We start from the raw sequence: 14,189 nt of genomic DNA on the forward strand, positions 1-14,189 counted from the left end.
CAAATGATCAGCCATCCCTTGGAAAGCTAGCAAGAATGATCACTTTCCAAGGATGAGGACTTCAACTGTTGAAACTATTTCATCCCGAAAATAAGTTTTAATCCGAGCACGGTCATCACCGCACCTGCTGCACGGTCAAACAATGCCTTAAACTTTAAATACACACGGCGTGGCTTTTCAGCAGAAAGTGCGACAGCCACGAGTGAGCACCAGCCAGCATCAATAAAAAAACATAAAATGGGCAAAGCAAAATAGAAATAGTTCGGAATTTCTTTTGGTAATAAGGCGGTAAAAATACTGGCCAGCACAATCGCAATTTTTGGATTCGACAACTGCGTGATTAAACCTGTGGTAAAAGCGCGACGTAAAGACATCTGTTTGGTAATGCTCGAATCTGCCTCAATCGGATCTTTGGCATGCTTAATAATTTTAAAAGCCAGCCAAAGTAAATATAGCCCCCCACAAATTTTTAAGGCCAGATAAGCCGACGGCACAGCCAGCAAAAATGCCTGCAAACCCAGTACTGCCAGCAAACCGAAAATTGCAGCACCTAGACCAGTCCCCAATGCAGTAAATAAACCATGTTTACGTGAAATCGCAATTGAATTTTTTGCCACATAAATAGAAGTCGGCCCGGGACTCATTGCACCTAACATCAGGGCAACAGCAATTGAGCCTAAAATCCAGAATGATTCCACGAGATAACCTGACTTAAAAATTGAAGGATTATTTTAAGCAAAAACCGAATCATTTGCTCTAAAAATTTCAGTATTGGTCAGGAATTTTAGTTACTGTAATGGCTTACTGTTTTAACTGATCCTGAGCAATGAATTGCGTGTCTAACAGTTGGTAATCCTGATCATGTACCGGTACACCACCAATAATCATGGTACGGGTCTCTGTTTTAGGCTTATTCATCGCATCATCACAACCCGACAAACTGAGCATTACACAAACCAAAACAGCATAGGACAATATTTTCATTATTCTACCCTCCTCAAGGGTTTCCTGTATTTAGATTAGCATCCCTGCTTAAATAATCAGCAGAATATTTGTGACATTCTGCGTCAATTTTTATCTCATGCCTGAAAATGACTTATTCTCAATCCCTGATCTTTACTGCTTTCGCTATAATGGCCGAATAACTGACTGTGTTAATTTTTATGTTTGCAGAGATTGCCCAAAATATTCCCGATCAACAGATTAATTTTCACGATATTATTTTAACAATACGTCGTCTGGATCTGGTACATCCGCAAATTTCAGGCAACAAGTTTTTTAAACTGAAATACAATTTTCTGGAAGCACAAAGACAGGGTTATCGGCAGATTCTCAGCTTTGGTGGTGCGTATTCCAATCATATTGCGGCCACTGCATTTGCCGCACAGCAGTTTGGTCTTCAGAGTGTGGGGATTATTCGGGGTGAGGAGCTGGCCCATCGACCACTCAATCCGACTTTAGCCACCGCACGGCAGTTGGGGATGCAGCTACATTTTGTCAGTCGTGAACACTATCGTCGCAAGCAACAGCCGGAATATCTAGCTGAACTCGCACAACAGTTTCCTGAGCATTATGTCATTCCTGAGGGTGGTACCAATACTTTGGCAATTCAGGGCTGTCGGGAGATTTTAACTCCGTCAGATACTCAGTTTGATGTGATTTGCTGTGCAGTCGGCACTGGCGGAACCATCACCGGTCTGATCGAAGCCAGTCAGGTGCATCAGCAGGTTTTGGGATTTTCAGCGCTGAAAGGTTCATTTTTAAAAAATGAAGTCGCCCAAATGACCAGGAAAACCAACTGGCATATTCTGGATGATTATTGCTGTGGCGGTTATGCCAAAACCAGCAATGCTCTCCTGCAGTTTATTCGGGATTTTGAAAGCCGGTTCTTGATTCCTTTAGAGCAGGTCTATACCGCTAAAATGTTAATGGGCATCTTTGATCTGATTGAGAAAGACTATTTTGCAGCAGGGTCTCAACTACTGGTCATTCATAGTGGCGGACTGCAAGGCCGTAATATTCCCTTTGGTTTTACAGCAACCTAAGCTTGAATCGGTTGATTGTTATTTAAGGCAATTAACCCTTTAACCAATCGGTAGATATGCCAGATAAAGACCAGAAACACGATCAGGAAGCCAATCAAAATCACAGTCAATAAGCCACCGACGATATAGCCTAGCAAACTGATCCAGAAGGTTTTAATTTGCCAGTCGACATGACTTTCCAGCCAGGTACCGCGCATTTCATCACGCTTGATATAATTCATCACAATCGCAATAAATGGAGTCAGACCAAGAAAAAATCCTAAAATATAAAGAATATAAGTAATGAGATTATATTGTTTTAAATCTTCCGCGCCTGCCATTCGCTTTTCCTTGTTATTATGTTTTTAGTTTGTACAAAAACTATGCATGAGTTTTAAGCAGCTTTCAAATATTTTATGTTTAAAATCCGCTGCAAATCTGCAATCACTGAACTGATTTTTCTGGAATAGAGAAAGCTGAAATAAAATTGTCTATAATGCTTCCCTTTTCTTCTCCCTTGAGTGTGTGATGTCTTCCAAGCAATACGATGTTCTAGTCATAGGTGCCGGTGCCTCAGGTTTAATGACGGCGTATATGGCTGCGCAACGTGGGCGTAAAGTCGTGGTGGTGGAAAAAGCCAACAAGGTTGGCAAAAAAATCCTGATGTCTGGCGGTGGTAAATGTAATTTCACCAATCTGGAAGTCGAACCCAGCCATTATATTTCACACAATCCACATTTTGTGATTTCGGCTTTAACGCGTTATACCAACTGGGACTTTATCGGCTTGGTTTGTGAATATGGCATTGCTTATGAAGAGCGCAAAAATGGACAGCTGTTTACCTTAAATGGTGCAAAAGATATCTTGTCGATGCTGCTGGCAGAATGTGATAAAACCGGTCTGGTCGATATTAAGACCAGTTGCGAAGTGAAAGCAGTGAATCCAGTCGATGATCAAGGCTTTCAGGTGGCGACCTCACTGGGATATTTTGAAGTTGAATCTGTCGTCGTGGCATCTGGTGGTTTATCTATTCCTACGCTTGGCGGTTCAGGCATTGGCTATGAGATTGCAAAACAGTTTGGACATCACGTCTATCCAACCCGTGCCGGCCTGGTTCCATTTACCTTCTCTGACGGATTTAAAGAAGTCACCACGCGCTTAAGCGGCAATGCCGTAGAAGCAACACTCTCGAATGAACTCAATAGCTTTACCGAAGCGTTATTGTTTACCCATCGCGGTTTGAGTGGGCCAAGCTCCTTACAACTTTCCAACTACTGGAATGTCGGTCAAAGCTTTGAGGTCGATTTCTTACCGAGCGTAGACTTACTGGATTTCTTTAAAGCAAAAAAACAAAGCCAGCCCAAAGTCTTATTACGTACACTACTCAATGAATATTTACCGAAAAGTGTGGTGGCTGAATTACAAAGTCTGATCTGGACTGAAAGCGCTGAAACTGCCATTGGTAATATCAGCGATGACAAGCTGGAACAGATTGCGGCACGTTTGCATGGCTTTGAAGTGAAACCTTCAGGAACAGAAGGCTACCGTACAGCGGAAGTGACTTTGGGTGGTGTAGATACCACGGAAGTATCCTCAAAAACCATGGAAAGTCAAAAGCAGAAAGGCTTGTATTTTATTGGTGAAGTGCTGGATGTTACCGGACATTTGGGCGGCTATAATTTCCAATGGGCATGGTCATCGGCACATGCCGCATCGGAATATATTTAATCAATAGATAATCTGGATTGCTACTTAACTCATTCCAGATAATCTGTTTTAAACAGGTTAAGATTGGCCGTATTTGTTAGACGGTCAATCGCCAGCTGCATTTTTTTAGCTTCTCGCAGACATAGCGGTAAGTCATCTGCTGAAGATGCCATGAATTTATGTTGCAGTGCTTTCCACATCGTGTTGATCTCCTTTTCTTTATATTTTTAATGCAAGAAAAATACCAAAATCATTTTAGTATTCATTTGAATATTCTATATTTTTTAAAAAGAAAATTCTATTTTTCGTACTCAGAAAAATTTTATTCTCAGTTAAATTCGTCTGTCTCTGGTATTTTCTTATCCAGCTCTCGCTCAGACTGCTCGTCCTGTTTGCTCTTCACAAAAATAAATCGATAGGCAGCGGTAAAAAAGCCAATCGTAATTCCTGCAATGACTAAAGGAGCCAGAACTTTGTTAGGTTTCTTGGTATTCATTCATTTTTCCTTATGACTGAACAAAATCGACCACATGAGCGTGGTCGATTTTGCTTAAAGATAACAGGTTATTTCAGGTCATCTTTTTTCTGAGTAGAACGATCAATATCGACATCCGGCTCTTTTTCTCCAGTTGAACCAAATGGATTATTGACTGGCGGATGAGTCGGATCGACTTTTAGTGAATCCGGTACGGCTTGATCCGCATCCGGATTGACCGGATCAATACCCAATGATTCATCATCCTGCGGTGCAGTTGTAAGGATTGCCGGAGTAGTATGGGATAAATCCGTACCCATAGGCGTATTCTTGTCTGAATCCTGATTTGGCACGATGCCTGCTCCTGGAGTTGTGATTGAGGAATCGCTAGTACCCGTAGCAGTTTGCGAACTACCAGAGGACTGGCTCATTGAGCTCTCTGTAGAACTCATACCCATCGCCGCACCTGTAGTACCTGACATGTCGGTTGCACTTGTACCTGTGGTCTTGCCACCTAATCCAGAAAATATGCTGTTCTCAGCTTTTTCTTTGACTGGATTGGGTTCTTTGGCCTCTCCTTTGGCTTTATCAATCAAATCTGTAAGTACACGCTCCGCAGGTTGACGACCACCCAGACCAAATGCCAAGGCGAATGCCACTGCTACAGCACCCAAAGTTAGACCAAATGCCAGGTTAACAATCGAATCGGCAATACCCATGGCACGCAGACCCATTGCCACAACCAGACCCATGATCAGGACACGAACCAGATTCGCTAACCAGCGTGAGCTGTTATATTCACCGCGTTGTACGATGTTCGCGACAATATTTGCCAGCCAGAAACCGATCACCAGAATCACGGCACCGAGCAAGATGTTAGCGCCGAAGTAAATAAACATCGCAATCAGGCCGCTCACCTGTTCAAAGCCGAGACGGTCTGCTGCTTCGGACACTGCAAATAACATGGTGAACAATACGATCAGATAACCGACCACACTCGAAAGTTTAGTGGTGCCTAAAAAACGCTGTACATCCAGTTTGGCAGGAATTTCATCAACACCTGTACCCGATACCACTTCAACCACCAGACGTGCGACCAGTTTAGAGACCACATAAGCCAGAATCAGAATTAAGGCAGCAGCAATAATATTCGGAATGGCATTCATGATTTCATACAGCATCGCCGTGGCAGGCTGAGAAATCGCTTCGACACCCAATGCTTCAAAAGCAATAATCAATGCAGTAATGATCACGACAGCGAAGATGAATGAACCAATCACCTGTGCCACATTGGAATTTTTGAAAATACCTACTTTTTCAGCTTGTTGTTGTACATTCAGACTGTTTAATAGGCCTTCAACAATACCGCGAACAATTTTTGCCAGAATATAACCGACAAAAATGATCACTGCAGCAATAAAGATATTTGGTAAGTAGCTTACGACATCAGTCAGCATATTCTGAACTGGTAACAACAGACCGTTGAGTCCCAGAATAGACAGTACGATTGGCAAGAACAGTAATAAAATTAACCAGTAAGCAATTTCACTGATGTTCTGACTAATGGGACTGACACCCACTTCAGCACTGAGTTTTTCGTCTAGTTGGGTTCGGTCAAGTAGCTTTTGTAGCCCTATTTTCACCAGGTTGGCGACAATCCACCCTATGAATCCGACTGCAATTGCACCTAGTAACTGCGGGATAAATAACAGGAATTGCTGAATCATATTACTGAAAGGACCACTGATACTGGTCAGGTTGAGTACATTCAGTGAACCAATTACGGCAATAATCAGAATAATCCAGAACACCACCCGGGCAATAATACTTTCGATATTAGAGCGATGGCCTGTCGCCGTATTTAAGTGTGTATTGGTTCCAAGTTTTTGCAAGACTTTCTTGACTGCTGCCGAAACCAGTAATGCAATGATCCAACCAATGACTAATATGGCAATTGCACTCAGAATGGGATGAAACTGATCCCAATAATACATGGCGTCGAAGCCGCCACGCGGACTTCTCATATAATCATTCATGTTGTTTTACCCTCTTTGTTATTAAGCTATTTATCTGAAATCGGGAGCCTATCCTTGAAACATTCAGCCCCTTCTTCTTTCGGATTCACCTTCAGATTTGATGTTTTTAGACTTGAGCCAGCTAGCTATCATTAGCTTAAACATCACAATATATTGCAAAAAAGCCCCAGTGGTTTCACTAGAGCTTTTGATATATGTCTGAGTTATCGAGCCGCCTGTGCATCATCTGTCGCAGTTGCTGTTGCTTCTGTTCCATCACCTAGCGTTGCAGTAGCTTCTGTAGGTTCACCGACTGGAGTCGTATTGTTTGGTGTCGCAGGTTGCACATTAGGGTTCGGATGTCCAGCAGGTGCATCATTTGCGTCTGGATTCATGTCAGCAAACATATAGAACAGTAATGCCAGTAAAAAGATACCTACCAAAATCAAGATATAAACAGGAATACGCTTTTTTTGCGTCACTGCTGTCTGATGATCTAAAGGTGGTTTTTTATTGAAATCATCGACCATAACCATCCTCACTCTTTGTTATTCATAAGTAGATTTTTAGCATAACAAGCAGTTAAAACAGCTTCTGTGACAAAACATGGTGAGATGGTGACGGGATGTAAGTTATATGTATGAATAATATTTAGAATAATCTTTAAGCAAGCGTGTTTATTTTTAATTCACTGATCGCTACTGGTTGATGGTGAACAGGTTTAACTCAGCATTATCCTGCTATTCATTTTTCCCTCATGTGAATGACATAGAAAATTACTGGCAGATCAACACATCTAATTGCTTGAATAATTGCAACACTATTCGCTTAAACCTTCTTATAGAGCGATATAAAGCGTATCAGAAAAGAAAAAGGCTCTATAATCACGCTGATAATGAGGTTTAGCTTCTCCATTCTTTTCCAATCCCAGTTTGCTTGAGTTGCCTGAGTGGTATGCAGTCCTTTGAAATTCAAGAGCTTCAGTACGCGACCTCAGGGCAGAACCAACACTAAAATTTGCGCTAAACAATAGCACTGCTCAGTTTCTATAAAATGGGCTATAATGTGTCCCTCATTTTTTTTATTTCATCGAGCTCTATGGCGTATCGTCAACAAAGTGTATCGTTGGATCTTGACACTGATGTCACCCACCAATGCACTTTGCATCATACTCGCGATCAGCATCTGATCGGGATTATCGAATTCAGTAAACCGAGTTTTGCACTGCGCTGGCAAGACTTGGAGTATTTCCGTCGTCGTACTGAAGAGTTTTCCGTGATGCCTTTCCCGGACTGTGTCAACGCAATGATTATCGATATCCGAGATGTAACAGCATGGCTTGACAATGAAGTGCCAATTATTCCATGGCGTTTATTGGAAGAGGATTGTCCGGTACGCTTAGTCGTCCCTGCGGATCGTCTTGAGCACTACGCTGGATTCTTTGAACCGACCTGGCTCAGTTCCGATGTCGAAACGGCCATTCAAGAAATTCGTGAATCGATGGATATGTTTGTGCATTAAGCTTGAACCGATAAAAAAACCTCCAGTTTGGAGGTTTTTTTATGACTTTTTCTTTCTTATGCTTGTAGTTCAATCTCTTTATTTATTTGCATTCCTTTGAGCATCTCGCAGATTTCCTTTTCTGATTCAGTAACATTTCAGCAATAAATTCAGCTTGAGTCATGCTTGAATCATCAACTAAGATGAATATAAACGAATACTTAGACTTTATAGCAATAATCAGAATATTGTCTTAGCAGCGCCTGAAAACGGGCGTACTCATAATAATTGAAAATGAAAAATGGAGTTTCACGATGAAAACAAAGACTCAATTCGCTACGCTGCTGTGTGCCAGTGCCCTGACCTTGGGACTGAGTGCCTGTAGTGATAATCAGGCACCAAGCAATCAGCAAGGCAGCGAGAATACTTCTGGCACGCTCAATAAGATCAAACAGTCCGGCACGATTGTATTAGGTTATCGTGACTCCTCGATTCCATTTTCTTATATCGCTGACAATCCGAATCAGCCAGTCGGCTATGCCCATGACCTGCAATTAAAAGTGGTCGAAGCCGTCAAACAAAAGCTGAATCTTCCTGATTTAAAAATCCGCTACAACCTGGTGACCAGCCAGAACCGGATTCCACTGGTCTCCAACGGTACGGTTGATCTGGAATGTGGCTCGACGACGAATAATAAGGAACGCCAGCAACAGGTCGATTTCTCTGTCGGCTTTTTTCAAGTAGGTTCCCGTCTATTAACCGCAACCAATTCTGGTATTCAAGATTTTAGCGATCTGAAAGGCAAAAAACTGGTGACCACTGCCGGCACCACATCGGAACGCTATATTCGTCAGCATGAAAAAGAATTGGGCATTGGTGAAATTATTTCGACCAAAGACCATGCAGAATCCTTTTTAATGCTGCAAAGTGGCCGTGCTGCTGCCTTTATGATGGATGACATTTTACTGGCGGGAGAAAAATCCAAGGCTAAAAATCCGCAACAATGGCACATTGTAGGTACAGCGCCCATCAATGAAATCTATGGCTGTATGTTACGTAAGGGAGACCCCGAATTTAAGCAGGTGGTAGATGACGCGATTAAAGCCACATATAGCTCCGGTGAAATCAATAGCATGTACCAGAAATGGTTCCAGTCGCCAATTCCACCGAAAAATATCAACCTGAACTTTGCCATGTCTGATGACTTGAAGGCCCTGATCAGCACCCCGCATGATCGCGATCAATAGATTCTGAATCTTATTCATCTGCTTAAGCATCACCTGTTTAAGCCCATTTTGGAGTGATCATGAATTACAGCTGGAATTGGGGTGTCTTATTACAACCGACCGGGATTGGTGATAGCACCTATCTCAACTGGATCATGACTGGCCTCGGCTGGTTAGCGGTCATTGCGATTGTAGCCTGGTCGATTGCCATGCTCTTGGGTAGCCTGCTGGGCATCATGCGCACCTTGCCCAGCCCAACGGCCCGGGCGATTGGTAGCGCTTATGTCACCATTTTTCGGAATGTGCCTTTACTGATCCAGTTATTTATCTGGTTCTATGTGGTTCCGAATTTTCTGCCGAACAGCATTCAAAGCTGGTGGATCAATGATCTGGGAGCCAATACCACGGCGCTGATTTCAGCCAGTATTGGTTTGGGACTGTTTACCGCAGCGCGGGTTTGTGAGCAGGTGCGTACCGGGATTGAAGCCATTCCACCCGGGCAGATCAATGCCGGCTATGCTATGGGGTTTAGCACCACACAATTATATCGCTATGTGATTTTACCGCAGTCTTTTCGCATGATCTTACCTCCCTTAAGTTCTGAGCTGACCAACTGTGTCAAGAACACCTCGGTGGCCTCACTGGTCGGGGTTGCGGAACTCATTTCCCAGATGAAAACCATCAGCGAATATACGCAAAATACCATTGAGATTTACACCTATGTCACCCTGATTTTTATCCTGATCAATGTCTGCCTGATTGGCTTGATGAACTTTCTGGAAAAGCGCCTTCAGGTGCCCGGTCTGATTGCGGGGACTAAATAATGGAATGGTTCACTGCATTTTTTCAGGATTTACAATTATCCGCACCTGCCCTATGGCATGGTCTGAGTATTACTTTAAAAGTCTTATTTTTTGCCACCATTGGCGGGGTCTTTATTGGCACCTTACTGGCATTGATGCGGCTGTCTTCAATCAAGGTGTTGAACTGGATTGCCAAGGGTTATGTCAACCTGTTCCGTTCAATTCCCCTGCTGTTGGTACTGATGTGGTTCTACTTCGCTGTGCCTTTTATCTATACTGGGGTGACTGGAAAATATCTGACCGTGGATACGGCACTGGTGTCCAGTATTGTGGCTTTTATGCTGTTTGAAGCCGCCTATTTTTCCGAAATTGTCCGTGCCGGAATCCAGTCTATTCCTAAGGGACAAACAGATGCGGCCTCTGCCCTCGGCATGAGCTATGGCCAGTCCATGCGCCTGATTGTACTACCTCAGGCCTTTCGCAAAATGACACCGCTATTATTACAACAGACCATTATTTTGTTTCAGGATTCCACCATGGTGTATGCAATTGGCCTGTTGGACTTTTTTCGCACCAATTATGTGCGTGGTGACCTGATGGGCTTACTCACCCAATATATTATTTTTGCCGGTTTGGTCTATTTCACCATCAGTATGATCGCCACCTATATTGTTAAAAAATTACAGCAGAGGTTAACTGTATGAACGAAGCCAAAGTCATGATTGACCTCCAGCATGTCAGTAAATGGTATAAAGATTTTCAGGTACTGACCGACTGCACCACCCAGATTCGGCAAGGTGAAGTGGTGGTGGTTTGTGGTCCTTCTGGTTCAGGAAAATCCACCCTGATTAAAACTGTCAATGGTCTGGAACCTGTTCAGCAAGGCAGTATTCTGGTCGATGGAATTAAAATTAATGATCCGAAAACCAATTTAAATAAACTAAGAAGTCGCGTGGGCATGGTGTTTCAGCATTTTGAATTGTTCCCGCATCTCAGTATTACCGAGAACCTGAGCATTGCCCAGATCAAGGTATTGGGTCGTTCTGAAGCCGAAGCCAAACAGAAAGGACTTGCCTATCTGGATCGTGTCGGCTTAAGTGCACAGGCCAATAAATTCCCGGCACAACTTTCTGGCGGACAACAGCAACGTGTCGCGATTGCCCGTGCGCTGAGCATGGATCCGATTGCCATGTTGTTTGATGAACCAACTTCTGCGCTTGACCCTGAAATGATTAATGAGGTGCTCGATGTCATGGTCGGTCTGGCCAAAGAAGGCATGACCATGATGTGTGTCACCCACGAAATGGGCTTTGCCCGACAGGTTGCCAACCGGGTCATCTTTATGGATCAGGGAAAAATTGTGGAAGATTGCAGTAAAGATGATTTCTTTAATACAGCGCGTGGTGAGCGTGCCCAGCAATTCCTGAACAAGATTCTGCACTAAGCTGTCATTATTCACCTTGCAGATAAAAAAGCTCATCCAAGGATGAGCTTTTTTATCTGCAATTCAGACTTACCAATAATTCTCGACTGCAATATTGCCTTCGCCACGCCGGTTCATGATCAGGCCACGGGCTTTTAAGGCTTCTTTGGTATCATCGACCATTTCCGGGTTACCGCAAAGCATGACATGGGTGGTTTGCGGATTGAGCTGCATACCTACGGCTTTTTCCAGTTCACCATTGGCAATCAGCACCGGTAAACGATCGTGCAAAGGTGCATCAGGCTCACGGGTAATAATCGGAATAAATTTAAATCCGCTATGTCCTTCGCCAAAGGTTTCGGCAATTTCCTGAATCCGTTCCACATAAGCGAGTTCAGCCCGGCTACGCACGCTATATACCAGATTGATTTTTTCGTATTTGCTCCAGGTTTCAAAGTCTTGCAACATGCACAGAAACGGTGCCAGACCAGTTCCAGTGCCCAGTAACCACAAGTCTTTGGGCAAGGGCAACTGATAACGGGCCAGCGTCAGATAACCATAGGGAATTTTTTCCAGAAACAGCTCATCCCCTACTTTAAGGTGCTGTAAATTGGAAGTAAATTTACCTTCTGGAACCACAATCGAAAAAAACTCCAGAGTTTCATCAAAAGGAGATGACACCACCGAATAGGCACGAACCACCAGTTCATCTCCCACTTGCAGGCCAATACGCGCAAATTGCCCCGCAGTGAATTTGAAGTGTGCCGGGCGTGTCATGGTGAAACTGAATAATGTATTGGTCCAGCGGTGTACAGATAAAACTTTTTCTAGGCTAAATTTTTCAATTGACATGATTTCAACGTGGCATGAAAGACTGTGCTCATGGTAGCATGGCAATATAATTTATTAATATTTTTTAAATGTTAAGGCTCTACTCATGCGCATGACTTTACGCCAATTGGCTGTTTTTGTAGCAGTGGCACAAGAGGGTACCGTAACGAAGGCTAGCGATGCCGTCAAACTTACTCAAAGTGCGGCTAGTATGGCTTTAGCAGATCTGGAAGATGGTCTGGGTGCTCCATTATTTGACCGTCTAGGCAAACGTTTACAGCTCAATGACTTGGGGCGCTTTCTTCTCCCTCAAGCCCTGGAAATTTTAGGCCGCTGTGAATCCTTTGAACAGGTTGCGAAAGGTGAGCTTCAAAGTATCGATTTACGTTTAGGTGCAACCCTGACGATTTCGGATTACCTGATTCCTGACCTGATGGCCGATTTCTTGAAAATCAAGCCGCAAGCACATTTACAGCTTCAAGTTGGTAATACCCGCCAAATGATTGAAGCGGTGAATCAGTTCCAGCTGGATCTTGCCTTAATTGAAGGTTCCTGTCATCTGCCACAGCTCCAATGTATCCATTGGCGTGATGATGAGCTGGCCGTATGCTGTGCACCGGATCATCCTCTTGCGCAATTGAACCGTGAACTAACCGCTGAAGATTTTAAATCTGTAGAATGGATTTTGCGTGAAGAAGGTTCAGGTACCCGTGAAGTGTTTGACAATGCCATCTTAAAAGATGTGCCAGATGCCAATATCCGTCTGACACTCGGTCATAATGAAGCAATTTTGAAAATTGTAGCGGGCGGAATCGGCATGTCCTGTATTTCCAAACTTGCGATTGAGCCTTTACGTGAAAAAGGTCAACTGGTGATTCTGGATACACCATTCTGGTCACTGACTCGTCCTCTGTTTATGCTGGTACATCGCCAGAAATATCAGGGTCCAGGTCTGAGAGCCTTTATGAATTTTTGTGAAAGCTAAAATATGAGAAGCACCTTAAGGTGCTTTTTTTATTACCATCTATTTTTAAATTGCCCTTCACATGGCTCGCCATCATGATCACCATCCATCATTGTTCCAGGGCAATGATTAATAAAGAATACCGCCTCTTCGTAAGAACGCATTTCTGAACAATGCTTTCGACCATCACAACTATATAAGTCAGCATGATTTGTTTTAGGGTTATTCACTAGCTGAGATGTATTAGTTACTTCAGCAGCCTGCATTTTTAATGTTTCTCTTTGATATATCCCCGAGATAAATGGAATAAAAATAGCACCAAATATAGTTAAAATAACTAAACCTACAAGAAAATTTATAAAATTAAATCCCTTTGTCTTTTTCTCTTTATACTCACGCCCGCTTACAGACTTTCTTTGAATAGTATTTGCAGCTCGAGATTGAGGAGTATGTCGCTTTATCTCTACTTTAACATCCAAGCGAACAATATGGTCTGCCTTAAATTTTCCATTATCTTCCACAATTAAAAACTTTAATTTTTCCCCAATTCTTGGCGGAATATCTTTATTGGGAAAGTCTTTGACGTGAAAAAAGAAATCTTTAGATTGCCCTTCGATCTGAATAAAACCAAAACCCCGATCTTCATTATAGGTTTTGATTTTCCCCTCTTGAAACATAATTCGCTCTTATCTTTAATATTTTTTATGATTGTAATCAAAAAGAGACTGAAAATCTTTTGTAAAATTCTCTAAAGCAGAAATACAAAAACTAGAAGTGCATTTTATGACAGAAGAATAGATCCTAAGTTAAAAGTAAAAAATTAAAATTTCTTTTTTATTTATACTTCGCCAAAAATCATAAAGCCAACAACTGATACCAATGCCAGCCATAGGGTCGGACTAAAGAAAAGTGAATTACGTACCGGAACAGGCACTGTAGGTGCCAAGGATTGCAAGGCGACGACTTCTGGCACAAATTCATCCTGCACTTTAATATCCAGACGTACTATGTTGTCTAAGGTCATGCTTTCTTGTTGGGAAATTATTCTAAATTTAAGCCGCTCTCCAATTTGTGGCTCAATTTCAGGCGAAGGTAAATCCTGTAGCTTGAAACTTAACTCTTGAGCTTCCCCTATCAACTCCAAAGTACCCATACCACGTTCGGAATCGTAAGTTTTAATTTTCCCATCCGTAAACATGACATTTATCTCTATAGAATTCA

Annotated in this window: 18 protein-coding genes; 8 read left to right on the top strand and 10 right to left on the bottom strand. The window is 42.7% G+C overall.

The window, feature by feature from the left end:
• Positions 1–74: 74 nt before the first annotated feature.
• Positions 75–698, bottom strand: coding sequence for a LysE family translocator (locus tag FTU82_RS07455; protein WP_005097872.1), 624 nt, complete (start codon positions 696–698; stop codon positions 75–77).
• 103 nt (positions 699–801) lie between these two features.
• A complete protein-coding gene (locus FTU82_RS07460; protein ID WP_100358008.1) occupies positions 802–984 on the bottom strand; it encodes an NF038215 family lipoprotein in 183 nt (60 codons plus the stop codon).
• 179 nt (positions 985–1,163) lie between these two features.
• Here FTU82_RS07460 and FTU82_RS07465 point away from each other — a divergent pair, with 179 nt between their 5' ends.
• Positions 1,164–2,045, top strand: coding sequence for a 1-aminocyclopropane-1-carboxylate deaminase/D-cysteine desulfhydrase (locus FTU82_RS07465; RefSeq protein ID WP_180101192.1), 882 nt, complete (start codon positions 1,164–1,166; stop codon positions 2,043–2,045).
• Here FTU82_RS07465 and FTU82_RS07470 read toward each other — a convergent pair.
• Positions 2,042–2,365 carry a DUF4870 domain-containing protein gene (locus FTU82_RS07470; RefSeq protein WP_180101193.1) on the bottom strand — a complete coding sequence of 108 codons (324 nt, stop codon included), beginning with the start codon at positions 2,363–2,365 and terminating at the stop codon, positions 2,042–2,044. The genes FTU82_RS07465 and FTU82_RS07470 overlap by 4 nt on opposite strands.
• Positions 2,366–2,552: 187 nt before the next feature.
• Here FTU82_RS07470 and FTU82_RS07475 point away from each other — a divergent pair, with 187 nt between their 5' ends.
• Positions 2,553–3,752 carry an NAD(P)/FAD-dependent oxidoreductase gene (locus tag FTU82_RS07475; RefSeq protein ID WP_180101194.1) on the top strand — a complete coding sequence of 400 codons (1,200 nt, stop codon included), beginning with the start codon at positions 2,553–2,555 and terminating at the stop codon, positions 3,750–3,752.
• A 29-nt stretch (positions 3,753–3,781) separates the two neighbouring features.
• Here the strand turns inward: FTU82_RS07475 and FTU82_RS07480 are convergent, their stop codons facing one another.
• From FTU82_RS07480 to FTU82_RS07495, 4 genes are all read right to left on the bottom strand, one after another.
• A complete protein-coding gene (locus FTU82_RS07480) occupies positions 3,782–3,931 on the bottom strand; it encodes a hypothetical protein (RefSeq protein ID WP_005263580.1) in 150 nt (49 codons plus the stop codon).
• 128 nt (positions 3,932–4,059) lie between these two features.
• Positions 4,060–4,227, bottom strand: coding sequence for a hypothetical protein (locus FTU82_RS07485; protein WP_171509134.1), 168 nt, complete (start codon positions 4,225–4,227; stop codon positions 4,060–4,062).
• A gap of 68 nt (positions 4,228–4,295) precedes the next feature.
• Positions 4,296–6,242, bottom strand: coding sequence for a mechanosensitive ion channel (locus tag FTU82_RS07490; protein WP_180101195.1), 1,947 nt, complete (start codon positions 6,240–6,242; stop codon positions 4,296–4,298).
• A 203-nt stretch (positions 6,243–6,445) separates the two neighbouring features.
• On the bottom strand, positions 6,446–6,751 hold the full coding sequence (locus FTU82_RS07495; protein WP_005097890.1) for a hypothetical protein: 306 nt from the start codon (positions 6,749–6,751) through the stop codon (positions 6,446–6,448).
• Positions 6,752–7,319: 568 nt separating this feature from the next.
• On the opposite strand from FTU82_RS07495, the gene FTU82_RS07500 reads away from it, so the two are divergent.
• The 5 genes from FTU82_RS07500 (at position 7,320) to FTU82_RS07520 (ending at position 11,194) form a co-directional block, all read left to right on the top strand.
• Complete coding sequence (locus FTU82_RS07500; protein ID WP_005097893.1) at positions 7,320–7,742, top strand: hypothetical protein; 423 nt, start codon at positions 7,320–7,322, stop codon at positions 7,740–7,742.
• A 293-nt stretch (positions 7,743–8,035) separates the two neighbouring features.
• On the top strand, positions 8,036–8,968 hold the full coding sequence (locus FTU82_RS07505) for a transporter substrate-binding domain-containing protein (protein ID WP_005169644.1): 933 nt from the start codon (positions 8,036–8,038) through the stop codon (positions 8,966–8,968).
• 59 nt (positions 8,969–9,027) lie between these two features.
• The gene (locus tag FTU82_RS07510) at positions 9,028–9,771 is read left to right on the top strand and encodes an amino acid ABC transporter permease (RefSeq protein WP_074383457.1); all 744 of its coding nucleotides are present in this window, start codon (positions 9,028–9,030) and stop codon (positions 9,769–9,771) included.
• Complete coding sequence (locus FTU82_RS07515; protein WP_005169642.1) at positions 9,771–10,454, top strand: ABC transporter permease subunit; 684 nt, start codon at positions 9,771–9,773, stop codon at positions 10,452–10,454. The genes FTU82_RS07510 and FTU82_RS07515 overlap by 1 nt, the downstream gene beginning before the upstream one ends.
• Before the next feature lie 14 nt (positions 10,455–10,468).
• Complete coding sequence (locus FTU82_RS07520) at positions 10,469–11,194, top strand: amino acid ABC transporter ATP-binding protein (protein WP_171063342.1); 726 nt, start codon at positions 10,469–10,471, stop codon at positions 11,192–11,194.
• Between the two features lie 69 nt (positions 11,195–11,263).
• On the opposite strand, the gene FTU82_RS07525 is transcribed toward FTU82_RS07520, so the two are convergent.
• Entirely contained in the window at positions 11,264–12,025 is a 762-nt protein-coding gene (locus FTU82_RS07525; RefSeq protein ID WP_100355586.1) for a ferredoxin--NADP reductase, read from the bottom strand.
• Between the two features lie 85 nt (positions 12,026–12,110).
• On the opposite strand from FTU82_RS07525, the gene gigC reads away from it, so the two are divergent.
• Positions 12,111–12,989, top strand: coding sequence for a LysR family transcriptional regulator GigC (gigC, locus tag FTU82_RS07530; RefSeq protein WP_004280761.1), 879 nt, complete (start codon positions 12,111–12,113; stop codon positions 12,987–12,989).
• 32 nt (positions 12,990–13,021) lie between these two features.
• Here gigC and FTU82_RS07535 read toward each other — a convergent pair whose 3' ends face one another.
• Both FTU82_RS07535 and FTU82_RS07540 read right to left on the bottom strand, forming a co-directional pair.
• Positions 13,022–13,645: a cold shock domain-containing protein gene (locus FTU82_RS07535; RefSeq protein ID WP_074383460.1), complete on the bottom strand. Its 624-nt coding sequence runs from the start codon at positions 13,643–13,645 to the stop codon at positions 13,022–13,024.
• A 161-nt stretch (positions 13,646–13,806) separates the two neighbouring features.
• Complete coding sequence (locus FTU82_RS07540) at positions 13,807–14,166, bottom strand: hypothetical protein (RefSeq protein WP_180101196.1); 360 nt, start codon at positions 14,164–14,166, stop codon at positions 13,807–13,809.
• Positions 14,167–14,189: the final 23 nt, after the last annotated feature.

It is taken from the genome of Acinetobacter sp. YH12151 (genome assembly GCF_013418355.1).
Taxonomy (GTDB): Bacteria; Pseudomonadota; Gammaproteobacteria; order Pseudomonadales; family Moraxellaceae; genus Acinetobacter; species Acinetobacter pseudolwoffii.

Coding starts and splice junctions, on each gene's coding strand:
- FTU82_RS07460 (WP_100358008.1), bottom strand. CDS start 984: ATGAAAATATTGTCCTATGCTGTTTTGGTTTGTGTAATGCTCAGTTTG.
- FTU82_RS07465 (WP_180101192.1), top strand. CDS start 1,164: ATGTTTGCAGAGATTGCCCAAAATATTCCCGATCAACAGATTAATTTT.
- FTU82_RS07470 (WP_180101193.1), bottom strand. CDS start 2,365: ATGGCAGGCGCGGAAGATTTAAAACAATATAATCTCATTACTTATATT.
- FTU82_RS07475 (WP_180101194.1), top strand. CDS start 2,553: ATGTCTTCCAAGCAATACGATGTTCTAGTCATAGGTGCCGGTGCCTCA.
- FTU82_RS07480 (WP_005263580.1), bottom strand. CDS start 3,931: ATGTGGAAAGCACTGCAACATAAATTCATGGCATCTTCAGCAGATGAC.
- FTU82_RS07485 (WP_171509134.1), bottom strand. CDS start 4,227: ATGAATACCAAGAAACCTAACAAAGTTCTGGCTCCTTTAGTCATTGCA.
- FTU82_RS07490 (WP_180101195.1), bottom strand. CDS start 6,242: ATGAATGATTATATGAGAAGTCCGCGTGGCGGCTTCGACGCCATGTAT.
- FTU82_RS07495 (WP_005097890.1), bottom strand. CDS start 6,751: ATGGTCGATGATTTCAATAAAAAACCACCTTTAGATCATCAGACAGCA.
- FTU82_RS07500 (WP_005097893.1), top strand. CDS start 7,320: ATGGCGTATCGTCAACAAAGTGTATCGTTGGATCTTGACACTGATGTC.
- FTU82_RS07505 (WP_005169644.1), top strand. CDS start 8,036: ATGAAAACAAAGACTCAATTCGCTACGCTGCTGTGTGCCAGTGCCCTG.
- FTU82_RS07510 (WP_074383457.1), top strand. CDS start 9,028: ATGAATTACAGCTGGAATTGGGGTGTCTTATTACAACCGACCGGGATT.
- FTU82_RS07515 (WP_005169642.1), top strand. CDS start 9,771: ATGGAATGGTTCACTGCATTTTTTCAGGATTTACAATTATCCGCACCT.
- FTU82_RS07520 (WP_171063342.1), top strand. CDS start 10,469: ATGATTGACCTCCAGCATGTCAGTAAATGGTATAAAGATTTTCAGGTA.
- FTU82_RS07525 (WP_100355586.1), bottom strand. CDS start 12,025: ATGTCAATTGAAAAATTTAGCCTAGAAAAAGTTTTATCTGTACACCGC.
- gigC (WP_004280761.1), top strand. CDS start 12,111: ATGCGCATGACTTTACGCCAATTGGCTGTTTTTGTAGCAGTGGCACAA.
- FTU82_RS07535 (WP_074383460.1), bottom strand. CDS start 13,645: ATGTTTCAAGAGGGGAAAATCAAAACCTATAATGAAGATCGGGGTTTT.
- FTU82_RS07540 (WP_180101196.1), bottom strand. CDS start 14,166: ATGTTTACGGATGGGAAAATTAAAACTTACGATTCCGAACGTGGTATG.